Annotated in this window: 19 protein-coding genes; 6 read left to right on the forward strand and 13 right to left on the reverse strand. The window is 68.4% G+C overall.

All coding sequences use genetic code 11. The features are described 5' to 3' along the window. Positions 1 to 68: 68 nt before the first annotated feature. Positions 69 to 941 (reverse strand): YdcF family protein, encoded by an 873-nt coding sequence (locus NX1_RS27860; protein ID WP_068065588.1) that lies wholly within the window; start codon positions 939 to 941, stop codon positions 69 to 71. Between the two features lie 161 nt (positions 942 to 1,102). Here NX1_RS27860 and NX1_RS27865 point away from each other — a divergent pair, with 161 nt between their 5' ends. Beyond that, on the forward strand, positions 1,103 to 1,954 hold the full coding sequence (locus tag NX1_RS27865) for a bifunctional 5,10-methylenetetrahydrofolate dehydrogenase/5,10-methenyltetrahydrofolate cyclohydrolase (protein WP_068065589.1): 852 nt from the start codon (positions 1,103 to 1,105) through the stop codon (positions 1,952 to 1,954). 40 nt (positions 1,955 to 1,994) lie between these two features. Here NX1_RS27865 and NX1_RS27870 read toward each other — a convergent pair whose 3' ends face one another. From NX1_RS27870 to NX1_RS27885, 4 genes are all read right to left on the reverse strand, one after another. Further along, a complete protein-coding gene (locus tag NX1_RS27870) occupies positions 1,995 to 2,753 on the reverse strand; it encodes a DUF8176 domain-containing protein (protein WP_157120127.1) in 759 nt (252 codons plus the stop codon). 151 nt (positions 2,754 to 2,904) lie between these two features. Further along, the gene (locus NX1_RS27875; RefSeq protein WP_068065591.1) at positions 2,905 to 3,657 is read right to left on the reverse strand and encodes a L,D-transpeptidase; all 753 of its coding nucleotides are present in this window, start codon (positions 3,655 to 3,657) and stop codon (positions 2,905 to 2,907) included. 101 nt (positions 3,658 to 3,758) lie between these two features. After that, a complete protein-coding gene (locus NX1_RS27880) occupies positions 3,759 to 4,658 on the reverse strand; it encodes a hypothetical protein (RefSeq protein WP_068065594.1) in 900 nt (299 codons plus the stop codon). Between the two features lie 146 nt (positions 4,659 to 4,804). Further along, entirely contained in the window at positions 4,805 to 5,464 is a 660-nt protein-coding gene (locus NX1_RS27885) for a cyclodeaminase/cyclohydrolase family protein (protein WP_084501812.1), read from the reverse strand. A gap of 130 nt (positions 5,465 to 5,594) precedes the next feature. Here NX1_RS27885 and NX1_RS27890 point away from each other — a divergent pair, with 130 nt between their 5' ends. Further along, positions 5,595 to 6,632 carry an LLM class F420-dependent oxidoreductase gene (locus NX1_RS27890; RefSeq protein WP_068065599.1) on the forward strand — a complete coding sequence of 346 codons (1,038 nt, stop codon included), beginning with the start codon at positions 5,595 to 5,597 and terminating at the stop codon, positions 6,630 to 6,632. 67 nt (positions 6,633 to 6,699) lie between these two features. Here NX1_RS27890 and NX1_RS27895 read toward each other — a convergent pair whose 3' ends face one another. From NX1_RS27895 to NX1_RS27910, 4 genes are all read right to left on the reverse strand, one after another. After that, the gene (locus NX1_RS27895; protein ID WP_068065699.1) at positions 6,700 to 7,038 is read right to left on the reverse strand and encodes an STAS domain-containing protein; all 339 of its coding nucleotides are present in this window, start codon (positions 7,036 to 7,038) and stop codon (positions 6,700 to 6,702) included. 166 nt (positions 7,039 to 7,204) lie between these two features. Continuing rightward, positions 7,205 to 7,654 carry a TraR/DksA C4-type zinc finger protein gene (locus tag NX1_RS27900; RefSeq protein ID WP_157120129.1) on the reverse strand — a complete coding sequence of 150 codons (450 nt, stop codon included), beginning with the start codon at positions 7,652 to 7,654 and terminating at the stop codon, positions 7,205 to 7,207. Between the two features lie 89 nt (positions 7,655 to 7,743). After that, positions 7,744 to 8,304, reverse strand: a complete 561-nt coding sequence (locus NX1_RS27905) for a CBS domain-containing protein (protein ID WP_245668709.1) — start codon at positions 8,302 to 8,304, stop codon at positions 7,744 to 7,746. Between the two features lie 169 nt (positions 8,305 to 8,473). Further along, positions 8,474 to 9,997 carry a PucR family transcriptional regulator gene (locus tag NX1_RS27910; RefSeq protein WP_068065607.1) on the reverse strand — a complete coding sequence of 508 codons (1,524 nt, stop codon included), beginning with the start codon at positions 9,995 to 9,997 and terminating at the stop codon, positions 8,474 to 8,476. Positions 9,998 to 10,181: 184 nt separating this feature from the next. Here NX1_RS27910 and NX1_RS27915 point away from each other — a divergent pair, with 184 nt between their 5' ends. The 3 genes from NX1_RS27915 to NX1_RS27925 all read left to right on the forward strand — a co-directional run bounded on the left by NX1_RS27915 (position 10,182) and on the right by NX1_RS27925 (position 11,987). Continuing rightward, positions 10,182 to 10,589: a VOC family protein gene (locus NX1_RS27915; RefSeq protein WP_068065609.1), complete on the forward strand. Its 408-nt coding sequence runs from the start codon at positions 10,182 to 10,184 to the stop codon at positions 10,587 to 10,589. A 208-nt stretch (positions 10,590 to 10,797) separates the two neighbouring features. After that, on the forward strand, positions 10,798 to 11,364 hold the full coding sequence (locus tag NX1_RS27920; RefSeq protein WP_068065705.1) for a hypothetical protein: 567 nt from the start codon (positions 10,798 to 10,800) through the stop codon (positions 11,362 to 11,364). Further along, positions 11,361 to 11,987: a hypothetical protein gene (locus NX1_RS27925; protein ID WP_068065611.1), complete on the forward strand. Its 627-nt coding sequence runs from the start codon at positions 11,361 to 11,363 to the stop codon at positions 11,985 to 11,987. The genes NX1_RS27920 and NX1_RS27925 overlap by 4 nt, the downstream gene beginning before the upstream one ends. 201 nt (positions 11,988 to 12,188) lie before the next feature. Here the strand turns inward: NX1_RS27925 and NX1_RS27930 are convergent, their stop codons facing one another. Together NX1_RS27930 and sigJ are read right to left on the reverse strand one after the other, a co-directional pair. Then, entirely contained in the window at positions 12,189 to 14,066 is a 1,878-nt protein-coding gene (locus NX1_RS27930; protein WP_084501816.1) for an acetolactate synthase large subunit, read from the reverse strand. Between the two features lie 363 nt (positions 14,067 to 14,429). Next, positions 14,430 to 15,365, reverse strand: a complete 936-nt coding sequence (gene sigJ, locus NX1_RS27935) for an RNA polymerase sigma factor SigJ (protein WP_068065614.1) — start codon at positions 15,363 to 15,365, stop codon at positions 14,430 to 14,432. 319 nt (positions 15,366 to 15,684) lie between these two features. Here sigJ and NX1_RS27940 point away from each other — a divergent pair, with 319 nt between their 5' ends. Beyond that, entirely contained in the window at positions 15,685 to 16,395 is a 711-nt protein-coding gene (locus NX1_RS27940; RefSeq protein ID WP_068065617.1) for an alpha/beta fold hydrolase, read from the forward strand. 34 nt (positions 16,396 to 16,429) lie between these two features. On the opposite strand, the gene NX1_RS27945 is transcribed toward NX1_RS27940, so the two are convergent. Together NX1_RS27945 and NX1_RS27950 are read right to left on the reverse strand one after the other, a co-directional pair. Next, entirely contained in the window at positions 16,430 to 16,867 is a 438-nt protein-coding gene (locus NX1_RS27945) for a peptidoglycan-binding domain-containing protein (RefSeq protein WP_068065624.1), read from the reverse strand. A 224-nt stretch (positions 16,868 to 17,091) separates the two neighbouring features. Beyond that, on the reverse strand, positions 17,092 to 18,060 hold the full coding sequence (locus NX1_RS27950; protein WP_157120135.1) for a right-handed parallel beta-helix repeat-containing protein: 969 nt from the start codon (positions 18,058 to 18,060) through the stop codon (positions 17,092 to 17,094). Between the last annotated feature and the right edge of the window lie 382 nt (positions 18,061 to 18,442).

The raw sequence follows: 18,442 nt of genomic DNA on the forward strand, positions 1-18,442 counted from the left end.
GTGAAGCCGCCCCTCGAACGCGGCGCGGCCCGAGCGAGGACATCTCACTCGGGCCGCGCTGCGAGCGCTCAGCGCGAGGTGTCCAGCTGGAAGGTGCGGGTGGCGTCGAGGTAGATGCCACGCTGGGCGTTGCGGGAGGGCGGCGGCAGCTGGGAGACCAGCTGTTCGAGCGACGTGGTCGCGCCGACGACGTGGGTGCCGGCGACGATGAAATCGGCGACCGCGCGGCGGATGTGATTGGGCGAGGTCACCACCACGGCGCTGGTCGCGCCGACATCGCGCAGCAGCCTGCTGGCCAACAGCGCGTTCTGCACCGTCGAACCAGCCCGGTTCTCGACATGGACGCGGGAGGCCGGGATGCCGCGCCCCACGAGCCAGTCGCGCATGGCGTCGGCCTCGGTGATCCCGTTCTGCGGGTTGCCGCCGGTCACCACGATCGGCGAGAACGGTGACGCGACGGCCTGGATCCAGGCGGCCGCCAACCGGTTCACCAACTCGGGGCGCAGCCCGCCGTCGGGTAGCAGACCGTAGCCGAGCACCACGATGCCCGTCTGCGGACCGATCAGCGCGGGCAGCGGATTCGGCAGGGTGGCGACCGCGGCGCTGATGGCGTTGAGCACGTGGCCGGTGCCCGCGGCCATCGCCGGATCGGTGGCCTGCAGCCGGGCCATGGCGTCGGCCAGCGCGGGCAGGTCGTTGGCGTAATGCGACCAGATGGCCTGCAACGAGAGCGCTTCGGCGTCGCTGGGATCGTTGCCGAGCAGCGCGCGCAGGTCGGCGAGGCCGGCCCCCTCGTTGCCGTCGGTGAAGTTGCGTTGGGCGGAGTTGTAGAGGGCGTCGGTTTCGGGAGACGCCTGGGCGGGCGCGCCGACCAGACCGGTGAGGGTGAAAGCCGCGAACGACGACGCGACCAGGATTTTCCAATGCCTCGAGATCTTCACTACAGTCGACACCTTTCCACGCGTGAAACGGGTTTCGGTACGTCAGCTGACAGGTGGCCGTGGCAAAGCTCCGTCCACGATACGACCGCGCCGGGCGGAATCCGGTGATTCGCGGGTTGCTGCCGGAGTGCCTCCGGCCGCGCCCACTAAGCTGTCACCTCGTGGACACCCTTTCGCTGACCGGCAAGGAACTCGCCGCCGCCATCAACGCCGACACCAAGGAACGCGCCGCCGCGTTCGTCGCGGCGGCGCACGCCCCGCGGCTCGCCCTGATCGTGGCCAACGACGATCCGGCCAGCACCTGGTACGTCAACTCGCTGCGCAAGGCCGCAGAGCGACTCGGAATCGCTTGCGACCGTATCGATCTGGGCGCCGACGCCACGGCGGAGCAGATCCGCGCCGAACTCGACGCGCGCAGCGCCGACCCGTCCTTCGACGCGATCATGCTGCAAACCCCGCTGCCCGCGGGCGTCTCGCTCGACGACGTGAGTTCGGCGATCTCCGCCGACAAGGACGTCGACGGCGTCAGCCCGCTCTCGCTCGGCCTGCTCGCCGCGGGCCTCGACGGCTTCGTGCCCGCCACCTCCGAGGCCGTGGTGGAACTGCTGAAGCACCACGAGATCCCGCTGCGCGGCAAGCTGGTCGCGGTCGTCGGGCGCTCGAACATCGTCGGCAAGCCGCTGGCGCAGCTGCTGCTCGCCGAGGACGCCACCGTCACCGTGTGCCATTCGCGCACCGCCGACCTGGCGGCCGTCACCTCGACCGCCGATGTGGTGGTCGCCGCGGCGGGCCGGGCCGGGCTGGTCACCGGAAAGCACGTGCGCGAGGGCGCGATCGTCATCGACGTCGGTACCAACGAGGCGCCGGACGGCGGCATCGTCGGCGACGTCGAGGCGGATTCGGTGCGCGGCAAGGCCGCCGCACTCAGCCCGGTTCCCGGCGGCGTCGGCCCGGTGACCACCGCGCTGCTCATGCGGCACGTGGTCGCGGCGGCGGAGAAACTGCGCGGCTGAGGGCTGGGGAAGCGTCGACGAGATCTGCCCGCCGTGCGGTTCAGCCCGCGGCGGCGATGCTCGTGATGAGGGTGCGGTCGCCCGCGCGGGCGACGCTGACGAGCTGGGCGTTGTAGGTCATCGGGTCGCGGCCCGGTCTGGTCTCGGTGATCACGACGCGATACTGGCCGGCGAAGGCGCCGGGGGTGATGGCGACGCAGTGCGTGGTGCCTGCCGGAATACTGTCGATGCCGTGCTGGATGGCCTGCACGGTGGGCACCGAGGCGTTCGACGCGACGACGGTGCGCGCCTGTTCGGCCGAGCGCGTCACGTAGTACGCGTACTGGAAGGCGAAGATCGCGGCTGGGCCGGAATCCGTGCCGCCGTCGCCGTTGCCCTGAATCCTGTTGCCGACGCGCTCCGCGGGGCAGCGCGACGCGGGAACGATCGCGGGCTCGGTCGTCGGGGCGGGACTGTTTGCGGCGGTCGGCTGCGGTGCGGGCCCGCCGCGGAAGTACAGCAAGGCCGCCGCCGTCACCGCCAGCGCGGCGACGGAACCGATCAGCGCGGGCGCCCAGCGCCGCAGCGGCGGCCGCTTGGGGGATCGGTCGATCATCCGCGCGAACACGTCCTCCTCGGGGAAATGCACTGGCTCCGGAACGAATTCGGCTTCGGGTTCCCACTCCGGTTCGCGCGCAAAGTCATACGGCCGCCCGCGCTCGCTGCCGGACCGGTCCCCGCGATGCTGTTCACCCGGCCACGGCGGCGTCCCGGGCGCGGTAGCCCGCGGCATCGTGCTTCTTCCGGTTCGTGTCGTCATGTCCGGTCGTTCCATCTCCCCGCCTTCATCAGGTCACGCCGTCGGGTAGTCCCACATCGAAACCAGCTCCCCGGCACGATACTGCCAGGGAACTACGTTCTGTGAAACGTCGGGCGCGCGACGCGCGGGGAGGCGGACCGCGGGACCGGGCTCACCAGTGCACGTTGACCGGGTCGCCGACGCCGACCGTCTGGTAGTACCAGGCCGCGTCGTCGGGGGCGAGATTGATGCAGCCGTGACTGACGTTGGCATAGCCCTGCGAATCCACCGACCACGGCGCCGAGTGCACGAAAACGCCTCCCCACGTGAGGCGTTCGGCGTACTCGCCGTTGATCAGGTAACCTTCGGGCGAACTCAGCGGGATACCGATGGTGCGGGAATCGAAGACCACCGAGCGAAACTTCTCCAGTATCGGGTAAGTGCCCGTGGGAGTTTCGAATCCGGGCTTCCCCATGGAGGCCGGCATGCTCCGCACGACTTGCCCGCCGATGCTGACGGTGAAGGTGTGCGCGGACATGTCGGCTTCGGCGTAGACGCCTTCGTTGGTGCGGAATTCGGTGCGGGCGTTGCCGATTCGGACGGCGATGTCGGATCGTGTGGGCAGGAATCCGGTCGGCGTCCAGGTGAGCTCGCGATCGGTCGTCCAGGCGAACGTGCCGTCGAGCGGGCGGGTCGAGCCGACGGTCACGAGACTTTCGGCGCGAGCGCGATTCCTGACGGGTGCGGCGAACTGGATGGTTACCGGATGCGCGATGCCGACTTCCTGCCCAGCGGTCGGCGTGATCCCCGTGATCATGTCGGAGGACGGGGGACCGATCAGCGTCGCTCCCGCCACGCCGGAGCCGAACGCGGTCACGGCGATGACCACGATCGCGAGGAACAGGTGGCGAAGTAGGCTCCTCATGGCTCCACCCCTTTCGAGATGGTGTCGTTACGCGAAAAACTAGTCTACGCCTTCATGATCAACCCGGCTTGCCGAATATGTAGGCCAGGATTTGCCGGGGGTCAGCCATAAAACCGGTCGGTTTTCTTTGGCGTCGGCTTGGGCGTCGCGGGCGGGCGGGAGATGCGCCCGCCGAGTCGTTCGTGCACCGTGAACCCGTGTCCGCGGCACCAGCCCGCCAGCGCGGGGATCGCATCCTCGTCGTCGCGGAAGGCGGGCAGCAGCTGGCCGATGATGTGCAGGCGGTGTGCGTCGGCCGTGCGGCACAGATGCGTCAATCCCGCGCTGCCCATGCCCATGCCGCGTAGTGCGGGCGTGACCGTGATGCTCGCGAGTTCGATTGTGCTGGTGTGGATCTCGAAGTCGATTCGGATCGGGCCTGGTCCGTGCCTGCGCAACTGCTCGACATCGGAGGGGATCGGGCGCAGTTCGCCGGGGAGGTGGTCGATCAGCCGCTGCCGCGCCGCCTCGGATGGGGCGAGCCGGACGGTCTCCAGCAACCGGTCGGTGAGCTCGTCGACGCACCGGCGGTCGCCTTCGGCGGCCTGTTCGCGCACGTAGGGGCAGTCGCGGGCGATGGCGTGCAGTTCCCGCGCCCACTGCGGCGCGATCACCGCGAAACGCGTCGCGAGGACGGCGATGGTGGTCTCGATGCCGACCACACCGGCCAATGTGGGCGTCGCGCCGCCCGAGAGCAATCCCCAGGAGTGTTCGGCGGCCCCGACCCCGTGCTTGCCCAGTTCGCGCCGCAACCGGTCGAGACGCCGCTCCGCGCGCTCGTACGCACCGCCCGGCAAACGGCCGAGCCACGCGGGCCTGCCCTGCAGGTTGGCGCGGATGCGCAGATCCGCGAGCGCGATGCGCGCGGCATGATAGTTGCTCCAGGCTTGCTCGCGTCGCACGCGCACCTGGAGTGCCGGATCGGAGCCGGGCTTCTCGGAGGACGGCGAATCGTCACTCATGACAATCAACCGTAGGTCCGGACACGGTCACCCGGGGAGAGCCGCCGAACATCGGCGCACGCACCACCCGCCGCGCCCTGGTCAAGGCTTCCTCGCCGAGAATATGTCGGCGTGTTTCTGTATGGGCGTGTCGCCCAAGGGGCTTGCTAGCTGCGCACGATGTGCACGACCTCCGCGTGCAGGCTGTCGGCGCGCGCGGTGATCTCCTCGATGCGCAGCAACGCGGGGGCGAACTTGTCGCCCAGCGCGGCGGGCAGCGAGGTCACGTTGATCTCGATGTTGAGCCGCGAGCTCGTGGCGGCGGCGCGGGCGGCGTCGGCCGCGGCGCCGATATCGGTGACGACGTTCGGGTTGCCGATCGGCAGCAGTTCCGCGGCCAGCGAGAGCACTTCGTCGGCCTCGTCCACCACCGCCGCGGGCACCCGGGCCGCCTCCACCAGCGCGGCGTTGATCGCCTCGGTGCGGGCTGCGACCTCCTCGTCGGTGTTCTTCGGGAGCTTGTAGGCGGCGCCCACCGCGGTGAACGCGGCCGCGTCGGCGTCGGCCAGGGCCAGCGCGCGTGCGCAGGCCGCGTCGGCGGCCTCGATGATGCGGTCCACGATCGGCCGGTGCTCGGCGTCCTTGGCCCTGGTCGTGTAGCGCGCCACCATGGCGATCAGCGCCGCGCCCTGTGCCGCGTGCAGCGCGGCCACCGCGCCGCCGCCGGGCGCCGGGATCTTGGCGGCCAGATCGGACAGGTACTGCGCGAGGGTGACCTCACCGAAAGAAGACGCAGTTTCCTGGGACGACGTGCTCGGCTGCGACACGGGTTGCCTTTCGTTCTCCGGCGACGTAATTGATGATCACGCTACCGCTTGCGACCGCGCGCACCCTGTCCGGCCACCGCGTCGGACGGCCGATGCGCAGCTCGTACATACCTGGGGTTATGTTGAGCACATGCGGATCGGATTGGGCATCAACTACTCGGGCGGCTTCAAGGAAGCGGCGGCCGAAGTCGCCGACCTGGAACGGGCCGGCCTCGACACCGTCTTCGTGCCCGAGGCGTACTCCTTCGACGCGGTCAGTGCGCTCGGCTACCTCGCCGCGAAGACGGAGCGACTGCAGCTGGCCTCCGGCATCCTGCAGATCTACACCCGTACCCCGAGCCTGACGGCGATGACCGCCGCTGGCCTCGACTTCGTCTCCGAGGGCCGGTTCCTGCTCGGCCTGGGCGCGTCGGGCCCGCAGGTGATCGAGGGCTTCCACGGCGTGCCCTACGACGCGCCGATCGGCCGCACCAGGGAGCTGGTGGAGATCTGCCGCAAGGTGTGGCGCCGGGAACGGCTCGAATACCAGGGCAAGCACTACCGCATCCCGCTGCCCGAGGGTGAGGGCACCGGCCTCGGCAAGCCGCTGAAGCTGATCAATCACCCGGTGCGCGAACGCATTCCGGTGCTGCTCGCGGCGCTCGGCCCGAAGAACGTCGAGCTGGCCGCCGAGATCGCCGAGGGCTGGCAGCCGATCTTCTTCCTGCCCGAGCGGGCCAAGGAGATCTGGGGCGCGTCGCTGGACGCGGGCCTGGCCAAGCGCGATCCGGCCCTCGGCCCGCTGGAGGTGTTCGCCGGTCCGGCGCTGGCCATCGGCGAGAACGTGACGCCGCTGCTGGAGTTCGTGAAGCCGCACCTTGCCCTCTACATCGGCGGCATGGGCGCCAAGGGCAAGAACTTCTATCACACCCTCGCCACCAAGTACGGCTACGGTGCCGAGGCGGATCGCATCCAGGAGCTGTACCTGGCGGGCCGCAAGGAAGACGCGGTCAAGGTGGTGCCGGACGATCTGGTCCGCGACATCTCGCTGGTCGGACCGCCCGGTTACGTCAAGGAACGGGTCGCCGCCTTCCGCGAGGCGGGCGTCACCGCGCTGAACGTAGTGCCGATGGCCGGCACGCCGGCCGAGCGGGTCAAGCTGATCGAGCAGCTGCGCGAACTGGTCTGACGAAGTCGACGGCGTCCCGGCGTATGCGCCGGGACGCCGTTCGCGTTCTGGTCGGTTCGCGTTCTGGTCAGTTGGGTCGCAGCGAGGAGAGCGCCGCCTCGAGCGTCGAATGCAGCGCGAAGACCTGATCCAGGCTGGTCATCTTGAGCTGACGACTGGTCGCTGGTCCGTCGGCCACCACCGCGATGGTCGTCGCCGACCCGGCCCGCTGATGCGCCGCGACCAGCGCCGCCATCCCCGCCGAGGCGAGGAAGCTGACCGCGGTCAGGTCGATGATCAGTGCCGTCGGCTTGCTCGCCAGGATGCCCTCGATCGCGGTCTCCAGTGCGGGCGCGGTCGCAAGATCGACCTCGCCGGCCACCGTGAGCACGGTCGCACCGTCACGCACTGCGACGGAGGTTGTCATCGTGTCCGCCATGGGATACGCGTCTCCGGAAGTGTTGGTCACACCACTACAACACACAGGTTGCGGCGAATTCGCAAGCTCAGAGTGTTCATACGCGCAAACGTTACCGAAGCCGGGGGACGCGCGCGGCGCGTTGACGTGGGCATCCCTCGCCCGATCGGCGCCATCAGGCGAGGGTTCTCCGCTCGGCCGGCGAGCCGGGCCGCGGTGTTCGGACGCCTTTGCGAGGCCGCTGTCGGCGCATCGGGCGGCAACCGCCGGAAGCAGGGAGGTGCCGTCGGCAATTCAGGCACCACTGGGTGGCGGGGATGGTCTGCAGCAGGTGGATCGGTATCTCCGTGTGACAGCGGCGGCAGCGGCCGTAACGGCCTGTGCTCATGAGCGTGAGGGTTTCCTCGATGTCGGCCAACGCTTGTCGTGCTGCCGCCGCCAATTCGATGGTGACCTCATACCTGGCGGTGTCGGCCGCGTTCGCAGGCGCGGCGCCGCGGTCGATTTCGGCTTCGAGGTCGGCCAACTGCTGCAAGCGGAAGTGGCGTTGCTGCATCAGTGTGGCGCGCAGTGCGGGTAGATGGTCGGTAAGGCGGGCGTGAGAGACGGGGCGTGCGTTGGTCATCCGGATCTCCGGGGCTGATGTTGTCTTCGTGTTCGCGGTTCTGTGAGCCGCTTGTCGGCCAGCGCGTGGCCGGGCCGTGTTGTTGCCGGTCAGCTCGGTGGTGCGACGGCAGCGGCCGGTGTGTTCGCGATGGTTGCGGTGCGAATGCCGGGCACCGTGCGGGTCAGGGCCATGGCGATGCGCCGTTCGGATTCGTCGGCGAACCCGCCGGAGATCGTCGCGTCGCCTTCGACGACGGTGACATGCCAGCGCCGTGCGCCGGTGTATTGATCGAGGAGGTTCCGTGCGTCGGCCGCGAGCGCGTCGTCGGGTGTGAGCATGATTCGCAACGCGTCGCCGCGACTGAACATGCCGACCACGCGGCCATCGGCGCCGACGACCGGCAGACTGCGCAGTCCGTGCGTTACCAGCCTGGTCATGACCTCGGCCAATGCCGCGGTGTCGGGGACCGACACCGCCGGTGTGGTCATCACCGCGCTGACCGTGTCGTCGAGTCCGCCGGCCCGCAAGAGGTCACCACTGGTGAGTACGCCGATGAGGCGATCGCTCTTGTCGAGCACAGGCAACGCTGCGTCGCCGAGTTCGGCGAGCACAAGCGCCGCCTCGCCCACAGTGTCGTCGTGCCGGACGGCGATGATCGGTCTTTGCATGACCTCACCTACCGGCATGTTGTTCATTCCAGGCGATTCCATATTCAGTCGTTGCTCCTACCTGCGATTTCGGCTCAACCCCATGATGGCGCGGTTGTCGAGGCGATCGATTGCGCTGATCGGACAATCGCGGCGTCGAGATTTGTGGCGGCAGCACAGCGCAGGTGTGTCAGGCGTTGTCGCCGACGGCGAGTTCGATCATCATGGCCAGCCGTTTGCGGTGGTCGTCCAGGCCCAGGTCGGTCACCTCTGCCATCTTGCGCAGCCGGTTACGAACGGTGTTCTCGTGCACGCCGAGTAGGGCGCCCGCCGCGGCGGGGTCGCCTTGGGCTTGCAACCAGGCGCGCAGCGTCGCCACATAGCGGGTGGAGTTCGCGCGGTCATGGCGCCGCAGTTCCGACACCGGCCCCCTGGACGGGGTACGCCCTGAAAGCCCTGCGGTGCGCAACCGTTGCAGCAGGATCTCGTCCCACGACTCGTCGTACGCGGGTGGCGCGGCGTTCGCGGAGCCGACCTCGTGCAGCGCCAGGCATTCCTCGGCCTCTCGGCGCGCAGGCATCAGTTCCGTGGCACGGGCCGCCGCGCTGATACCGGCCAGCACCGTCGTTCGTTCGGGCAGCGCCGCCTGTAGCTCATTCATCCAGCGGCGTGCCGTCGCCGCCTGGTCGGCGGGCAGCACGGTGTAGATGGTGTCGCCGACCAAGGCGCTGCGGCTCGGACGCGACCAGCCGAATCCGGTTGTCGCGCGCTCGAAGACCACCAACAGCGCGGCGTGCTGTTGGTCGGCGATCCGAGCTCGCAGCGCGATCACCCGCAAACTCTCCGGCGCCAACCCGAGCCTGCTGGCCACCGTCGCCGCATCCGCGGCGCCTTCCAGCAGACGGATCACCAAGTCGGATTCCACCTGGCGTTCCAGGTCCGCGCTGGCCCGCGACCGCAACAGGTGCAGCGCCACCGTGCGTGCGCCGTCGGCCAAGGCCCTCCGCCGAGCGCCCCGCAACGGTGCGGGGCAGGACACCCATACCGAGCCCAACAGTTGCCGGCCCACGCGCACCGCCACGACCATCCGCCCCGTCATACCCCGTCCCGCCTGCGCGGGAACGAACAACGGTTCATCGGAGGCCGCCAAATGCGCGAAGACACCGTGCGCATCGAACACCGCTCGCAACCACGGCGGCATTTCCCGGCCCAGGATCGTCTCGACCCGTGCGGGGTCGAGGTGCGGTTGCGGCCTGGAATACGCCAGCACCCGCGACTGGCGGTCTTCGATCGTCACCGCACCCTCGACGGCGTCGGCCAGACTGTCGGCCAAGGCGAACAGATCGGTCGGGCCGCGACCGGCCTCTGTTTCGCGTCCTTCGAGCACCAACCCATAGACCACCGCGGCGACCTCGCTCCATGCCACCGCCGGGTCGATCACCAGCACCGCCACGCTGTCGACCCGCGGCTGGTCCTCGATTTCCGCACACCCACGAACGAGCGCGACAACCGCCCGCGCCGACACCGCCCACTCCACCGCCTCCGATACCGACCGCGCGCCGATACCCAGCAGCACATCACCCACTTCGATGGGATCCTGATCGGCGCCGTGGATCACTACGCTGCGCAAGGGGGTCGACCGGGGAACCGAACCCAACCGCAAACGGATTCCATAGCCACTCAGTACGTTCGCCAACCGGTCCAATGTCACCATGGGCGGCTCCAATGTCGAACCGAAGATGCCGCGCGATCAGGCCGCGGCGCGACCGGTAGCTGTTCAGGAATCGACTCCGGTGCGGTGTCGACCATGGTAGGCGGCGCCGAATCGTTCCGGCAGAATTTTCATCGCACAACCGCCGGTAGTGTGGGCGTGAGGGAGGCTTCTGAAAGGAAAACAGGTGGGTAGCGTACGGGCGGCATCGTGTTTGATAGAAGTGTCCGATCTGGATCGTTCGATTCGCTTCTACCGCGACGTATTCGAATGCCGCATTTCGATTCACGAGCCGGACGCCGCACTGCTGTTGACGGCTGACGGCTTCCAGCTGTACCTACGGGTGAGCCAAACGTCCCTGAGACGCAATATCGGTGACTTGGGCGTCGTGCAAATCATCTGGTCCACCGACAGCAGAAGCGAGCTGGACCGAATCGAACGCCGCCTGCGCGCTCACTATCCCAGTACTCACACCACCACTGCGAACGGGATCAATTTCATCGACGGCGTCGACCCGGACGGTTGCCGCGTGTTGATCACCTATCCGCACCCCGAACAGTTGCCACGTGAGGTCATCGATAGTCGCTTCCGATGACAGTCGACCGGCTTCCGGCGGTGATCGCGTTCGCTCGCCGCCGCACCAACGGCGCCGAAGGTGCAGCGATGTTGCGACGCAACGGCTTTTCGTAGGTTCTCGTCGCACCGCTGACGTGTCGCCGACATCGAGCCCCACGGTGATCAAGAGTTTGGAATCGCCGTCACGAGGCATTACCTCAGCGAACGAGCTCGACAAGGAGGTTCAGATGTCGGCCGAAGTATGGGCAATCATTGTCGTCATCGCCATTGTCGTCGTCATCGCGGCCCTTGTCGCGTTCCTGGTGTTGCCGGTGTTGCGTAGACAGCGACTACGCCGCAAGTTCGGCCCCGAGTACGACCGGACGGTCGAGGAACGCGACGATCGTAAGGCCGCCGAGCGAGAACTCGCCGAACGCGAGCGCAGGCACGCGAAGCTGCGGTTGCGCGAGCTGTCGGACGACGAGAAGCGGGTCTACAACACCCGCTGGGTAGAGGTGCAGGAGCGATTCATCGATGACCCCGCAGGGGCGCTGACCGAGGCCGACCGCCTGGTCACCACGATCATGTCCGAGCGCGGCTATCCCACGGAGAATTACGAGCAGCAGATCGCCGATCTGTCCGTGGAGCACGCCGAGCCGCTCGGCCACTATCGCGCCGCGCACGAGATCGTGACGCGGCCCACGGGTACCACGGTGTCCACCGAGGACCGCCGCACCGCCATCGTGCACTACCGAGAACTGTTTCAGGACCTGGTCGGGGTGTCCGGTCAGGAGAACAAGGACGTGAAATCATGAGCACCGAGTCCGAGCGGCGACTGCCAGGCGATGGGACGGCGAACGAGTCGGCGAGACAGACCGGTTCCGAGTCCCAGTACGACAGGTACGGCGCGGAAGCGCCGGAGACGGGCCGCCGCCAGGAGACCGACGCCGAGCGGGTCGGCGAACCCGCAGGGGCACCGCGCAGCGCCGAGCGGACCGCGGACCGCGACGTGATCGGAGCCGACGCACGGGGCACCGGCGATGCGGTCGAGACGGGCCGTCCCGCGGGTGCGGCCCAGGCGCCGGAGTCGGCGCGCGCGGCAGCGGAGCCCGCGGCAAGCACCGAACGCGTCGAGGCGGGGGCGACCGCAGGTTCCGCCGCGGGCCAGTCCTCGTTGCTGTTCGCCGAAGCCGATTTCGATCGCCTGCGCACGCAGTGGCGGGAGGTCCAGGTCACCTTCGTCGACGATCCGAAGACCGCTGTCGCCCGCGCCGACGACCTGGTCGGCGACACGATCAACAAGATGATCTCCACGTTCCAGCAGCGCAAGCGCGAACTGGACGAGCGGCGCGGCGACAAGTCGGACACCGAAGACCTCCGGCAGGCGCTGCGCGGCTACCGGACGTTCTTCGACCAGCTGCTCTCGACCGGCGCCTAGCGCTCCGCCGACAGCACCCCGAATTCATAGCGGGGACCAGGGCCTCGGCTGGCCGTTCGTGCGCGTCGGTCGATCGGGGCCAGTCCGCCGCCCAGTCGTCGGCGAGGGTGCGCCACGACGACCGACGTGCCGACCTGTGCCACAGCTGGCGCTGGTCGGGCACGCCGGTCGGGCGACGACTCAGAACGCCGAAGTCCGGGCTTATCTCGTACTGCCGTGCACCGCAATGGTTTCAGCGGTACCGACGTCCGGGCCGTCCGCGTCGTCGAAGAGCGGACGCAGATTCCGGGCGGCCATGATCAGGTCGTTGCCCGCGCCCGCTTCGATCATCGGCCACACCTGCGCGTCCGATCCGACGACGAAGTCGATGACGACCGGGCGGTCCCGCACGGCGCGAGCCGCTTCGATCACCCTCGCGACGTCCGCTTCTCGCTCGCAGCGCAGCCCGACGCAGCCGAGGGCTTCGGCGAGTTCGACGAAATCGGGGATGCGCCGGGAATGGGTGGCCAGCTCGCTCTGCGAATAGCGTTCCTCGTAGAAGAGGTGCTGCCACTGCCGGATCATGCCGAGATGGCCGTTGTTGATCACCGCCACCTTGATCGGCACGCCTTCGACCGCCGCGGTGGCCAGCTCCTGATTGGTCATCTGGAAGCAGCCGTCGCCGTCGATCGCCCAGACTTCCGCTTGCGGCACACCGAGTTTGGCGCCGAGCGCGGCGGGGACGGCGTAGCCCATGGTGCCCATGCCGCCGGAGTTGAGCCAGGTCCGTGGTTTCTCGTACTCGATGAACTGCGCCGCCCACATCTGATGCTGGCCGACACCGGCGCAGAAGATGGCGTCGGGTCCGGCGGCACGCCCGAGGGCGCGGATGACGAACTGCGGCGCGAGGGCGCCGTCCGCGGGACGGTCGTAGCCGAGCGGATAGGACGCGCGGAGCTGGCGCAGGGTCGCCCACCAGGCCGAAAGGTCCGGCAGCGGTTCCTGATACGCGTCGAGCGCGGTGATGAGTCCCTCCAGCACCGCAAGGCAGTCGCCGACGATCGGCACGTCGGCGTGCCGGATCTTGCCGATCTCGGCCGGATCGATGTCGGCGTGGATCACCGCGGCGTGCGGGGCGAACGAGCGAGGGTCGCCGGTGACCCGGTCGTCGAAGCGGGCGCCGAGGGCGATCAGCAGATCGCTCTTCTGCATCGCCGCCACCGCGGCGACCGTGCCGTGCATGCCCGGCATGCCGAGATGCTGGGCATGGCTGTCGGGAAACGCGCCGCGCGCCATCAGCGTCGTCACCACCGGAATGCCGGTGCGTTCGGCGAAGGCGCGCAAGGCCGCGGCGGCTTCCGCCTTGACGACGCCGCCGCCCACGTAGAGCACCGGCGCGTGCGCCCGCGCGATGAGGCGAAGTGCGGCGCGGAGCTGACGCGGATTGGGCTCGGTGACCGGGCGATAGCCGGACAGCCTCGGTCGCGGCGGCCAGCGGAAGACCGTCTGGGCGCGCAGCACATCCTTCGGGATGTCCACCAGGACGGCGCCGGGCCTGCCCGAGCTCGCCAAGTGGAACGCCTCGGCGAGGATGCGCGGAATGTCGGCGCCGTGGGTGACGAGGACGTTGTGCTTGGTGATCGGCTGCGTGATGCCTGTGATGTCGGCTTCCTGGAACGCGTCGGTGCCCATCATGAGCCGCGGCACCTGGCCGGTGATCGCCACCAGGGGAACGGAATCCGCTTGCGCGTCGGCGAGCGGGGTCACCAGATTCGTCGCGCCAGGGCCCGAGGTCGCCATGCACACCCCGACCCGGCCGGTCGCCTGGGCGTAGCCCGTCGCGGCGTGACCGGCGCCCTGCTCGTGCCGCACCAGCACGTGGCGGATGCGCCGGGAGTCGAGCAGCGGATCGTAGACCGGCAGGATCGCACCGCCCGGAATGCCGAAGACCACTTCGACGCCGAGTTCCTCGAGCGATCGCACCACGGATCGCGCCCCGGTGACCCGTTCGACGATCTGCTGATCGGCGTCGAAAACACGGTCGGAACAGTGACTTTCGCTGTGCTGCGGCGCGGCGGGCCGCGAAAGGGCTGAGCTCACGGGAAAACTCCTTCTGATGCGCCGCGCGCGGCGGCGACCGTCGGCGAGCGCACCGGCCCGATCCCGGCGCAGCCGGAACGGCTCGATCCCGGAGATGCCGGTACGCGTCGTGGGAAAGCCGTTCCTGACCGGGCACACCGACTTGTTCCGGCGGGTCTCTCCGCCGTGGGTGTGCCGCAAGATGATCGGCTCGCCGGTCCGGGTTCCCGTGGTGAGGACGGACCGTCCTGGCGTGGACGCCTGATGCGGCGTGCACGCGCTGCCGATGATCTTAACCGACCCTCGGCCTCGGCCGCTTCCGGATATCGGCCGCGCCCCCTGGCGGACCAGAGGCCGCAGGGATCGCCGCGCCAGGCCGCCCCTTCAGTCGTTGCCGCCGGTCGTCCACGGCCGGAGTTTGTCGGGGTTGCGGACGGCCCAGATGCGTTCGATCCGGTCGCCGGGGATGTCGAATGCCAACACCGCCGCTGTGGTTTCGTCGAGCTGGAGTACCAGGCCCGGCTGTCCGTTGACCGTGCGTTCCAGGATCCTCAGTCCGGGTGCTCGAACGGCGATGTCGATGAAGTGTCGAGCGACCTGTTCACCGCCCTCGATCGGGTGCAGCGCGGCGGTGACCAGGCCGCCGCCGTCGGCGATGCCCGTGGCGGCGGGGTCGAGAAGTCCGATGAGGGCGTTGATGTCCTTGGCTTCCCACGCCTGCTTGAACTCTCGGACGATGTCGGCGCGCTGGGCCGCCGGACTCGCGGACGCCCGTGACGCATCGATGCGGCGGCGGGCCGAGGTGGCCAGCTGGCGGCATGCCGCGGGGCTTCGTCCGACGATCTCGGCCACTTCCGCGAAGGGGTAGCGGAAGATGTCGTGCAGGATGAACGCCACGCGCTCGGCGGGCGTCATCGATTCGAGCACGACGAGAAAGGCCATGTTGATCGACTCGTCCATGGTGATCCGGTCGGCGGGATCGGCGCCGGAGCGCCCGTCGGTCCACTCGCCGCGGTCGGGTAGCGGTTCGGGGATCCATTCGCCCACATAGCGTTCCCGCCGGACGCGCGCCGAGCCGAGCAGGTCGAGGCAGATGCGGCCCGCGACCTTGGTCAGCCAGCCGCCGGGGGATTCGATGGACTCCTGCTGCTTGCGGGACATGGCGTACCAGCGGGCGTAGGTCTCCTGTACGACGTCCTCGGCATCGGCCAGCGAACCGAGCAGCCGGTAGGCGAGATTGATCAGTTGACGGCGCTCGCTCATGATCGCGTTCGTACTCGGATCGAGCCCGCCGTCGGCCGACTCGGATTCGGTGGTCATGATGTCGCCTGCCTTCCTGCCGTCGCCTCTTCATCGGAACGACGAGACAGCCTCCCGGAATGTGAGGTGGTCGCGTCGCCTCACATTTCGCGGGGCCACGTCGTCGTATCGCTCGAGGTTTCGGCGCTCGTCGAACACCGGCACCCGATCTCTCCGCCATGCGCGTCGTCCAGCAGCAATTCGACCAGTCCTGACCCTGGCCGCAGGGCGGCTATGCCTTTCGCGCCGCAGTGGATCCGACGGGGCGGCGATAGGATCGAGCGCGGCGAATTCCGTTCCTGGGTTTCGCGTGTGGGGAGGGGGCGAATTGCGATCGACGATGGTGCAGGCGGATGACGGAATCATGCTGCACGTCGGGGTCACGGGAAGTGGTCCGGATGTCGTGATTCTCTCCGGCGGACCGGGTTGCGTCCACTACCTGGAGGACGACGAGCTGGCGCCGCGCGGGATGCGGGCGTGGTACCCGGAACCGAGGGGCGTCGGACGCTCCGAAGGCGGGCCGCACGACCTCGCGCAAGCGGTCGCCGATATCGAGGCGGTGCGGCGAGCCGGAGACATCGACAGCTGGGTCGTCCTCGGCCATTCCTGGGGCTCGGACCTGGCGGTGCGCTACGCGTTGGACCATCCCGACCGCGTCCGATCCGTGGTCGGCGTCGCCGGGCACGGACTGCACAAGGATCGCTTCTGGTCCGAGGAATATCATTCGTCGCTGCATCTGGAAGAAGACCTCGAAATCGACTGGGCGCCAGAGGTTCACGCGGCACTCAACGCGTCGTTCGTGCAGTGGATCCACGAACCCGACCTGTTCCGCGGGCTGGCCGATTCCGATGTCGCCATGACGTTCATCGCCGCGCAGCACGATATCCGGCCGTCGTGGCCGCTGCGGCAACTCGCGGCCTTGGTCCCGCGCGGCAGCTTCGAAGAACTACCCGGAGTCGCCCACAACCTGTGGTCGACACATCCGCAGGCGTGGGCCGACCTCGTCACCAGAGCATGCGGCGTGCCCGCCCGATCACTCGAATCTGAGTGAATTCTGGCGGCGCAGAATCGCTTTCAGCAAGCGGTCAGACGATCGGCGCGCTGCACCCGCACCCGACGGTGCACGTGTACCCGCCTGCCGCCCCACCTTTCCAACAGATGCATTTCTTGTCCATCTTCAGCGTGCCAGGCTGACAACCCGCCTGTGCCTGGCAATCCTCTCGGGCCGCTTTGCACGCCTCGGCGATGGTCGCGCCGTCCCCTTGGCCTTGTGTCAACTCGATCGGCTCCGGACCGGGAAACACGGGCTCCTCGCCCGCCGCGATCCGCATCACGCCATCTCCGACTCCACCGTGGGCGAGCTGGAACGCCGTGATCGCCGCTTGTGTGAGCGGGCCGACCGCACCGTCGACCGAGAGCGCCGGCAGGCCGAGCAGCGCGATACTGCGGTTGATCAATTGCTGGACATCCCGCACGTCCTCCGGCAAATTCTGGCCACCCCCGCCAACAGACCGAAAAACCATCACCGCACCTCCTCTGTATTTCGAAAACGGCGCCCAATCGGCCGACCGCAATCGCGACCTTATCGATGCGACGGACGGCTATCACGAGTAGCGCGCTACTCGAATGACCATCGGCGCCAACCACATCGAACGAGCATCAGCGAGCATTGCCGCCGCGGTCGACTACACGAACCGGATTCTGGTGCGGAACGAATAATCGCCTAGAGGTGCGTCGGTCCGCGATTTCACGCGCTCGGCTGAACCCGATCATCCGCCGCAGCGGTAGCGCACGTGGTGTCGTCGCTGATATTGCCTCCGGCGGAGGTGATTCGCGCGAACACTGCCTTGCAGTTCTGCACCGAGTTTCCGACGATGTTGCCGATGATCCGCGATCCCTGCAAGGTGAGTTGCCCCCACGGCGGATTGACGGCAGTCGTGACTTGCGCGGGCAGGGTGTCCAGATACGCGGGCGCGATATTGATGCCGCCACCGCCGTCCGACGCGCTGTTGCCTTCGACCACCGAGTCGATCAGGGCGACGGGGCTGAGGCCGCGAATATCGATGCCGCCGCCTCGGCCCGCGAATCCGCCCGGCCGATACCATTTTCCGAGACTCACGGCCTGATTGTTCGCGATGGTCGTGCGGGTGAACGTGCACGACTGATCGCAGCGCACGCCGCCGGCTTCCTCGGAGTGATTGTCGCTGATCACGCTGTCGATCATCCGCAGGTCGGAACGCGGGACATTGAAGATACCGCCGCCGTAGCCTGCCGAATTGCCGGTGACATGCACCTCGCGCAGGGTCAGCGCGCCCTGGTTGGCGATGCCGCCACCGCCCGTGTCGTAGTACGGGATCTCGTGTTGGGCGGCCACGCCGCCGGTGACGGTCAGCCCGGAGATCGTCACGGTCGAGGACGTGGCGAACACCCGGTCGAGGTGATTGCCGTCGATGATCGTCCGGCCCCGACCCGCGCCTTCGATGGTGGTGGGAGCCGTGAGATTCAGGTCCCCGGTCGCGGGGTCGGGGTTTCGCCCCTGGACATAGGCGGGATTCGGCGGAATGGTCAGGACATAACGTCCGCTTGGAACGACGATAGTGCTGCCCGGCCGCGCATCGGCGACCTGGGTCGCCGCGCGCAAAGTGCATTCGCCGGTCGCGGTGCGGCATCGACCGTCGGCGGGGTTCACCGCGGCCCCGTCTTCGGTCGTGGTCACTCGAATCACCGTGGCGGCGGTATCGTTCGGCGCTTCGGCGTGGCTCGGTGTGGTCGCTCCGTAGACGGCGGTCACGGGCAGCAAACACGAAACCGGTAGCGAGAGCTTGTTCATTCCGGGCTCCCGACACGGTGTAGGTCGGCGAGGCCCCGCTGGGCCAGCTCCGCGTCTGGTCGGTGCCGGATCCAATCGAACCTGCGGTCGTCGATTCCGTCCTTTTCCACGACGGAGCCGGGGATTCTGTCGAGCATGCGTACCTCGCTGGGCCGGCCGCGGCCGGGTGGATCGGAACAGCCCGGGTCTGCGGAACCGCGAGCCCCGTGAACTGGGTCACCATGCTGCATGAATATGAATTCGGAGTCAAGTTCTGAACATGCACGCC

This window comes from Nocardia xishanensis NBRC 101358 (assembly GCF_001613365.1).
GTDB lineage: Bacteria > Actinomycetota > Actinomycetes > Mycobacteriales > Mycobacteriaceae > Nocardia > Nocardia xishanensis.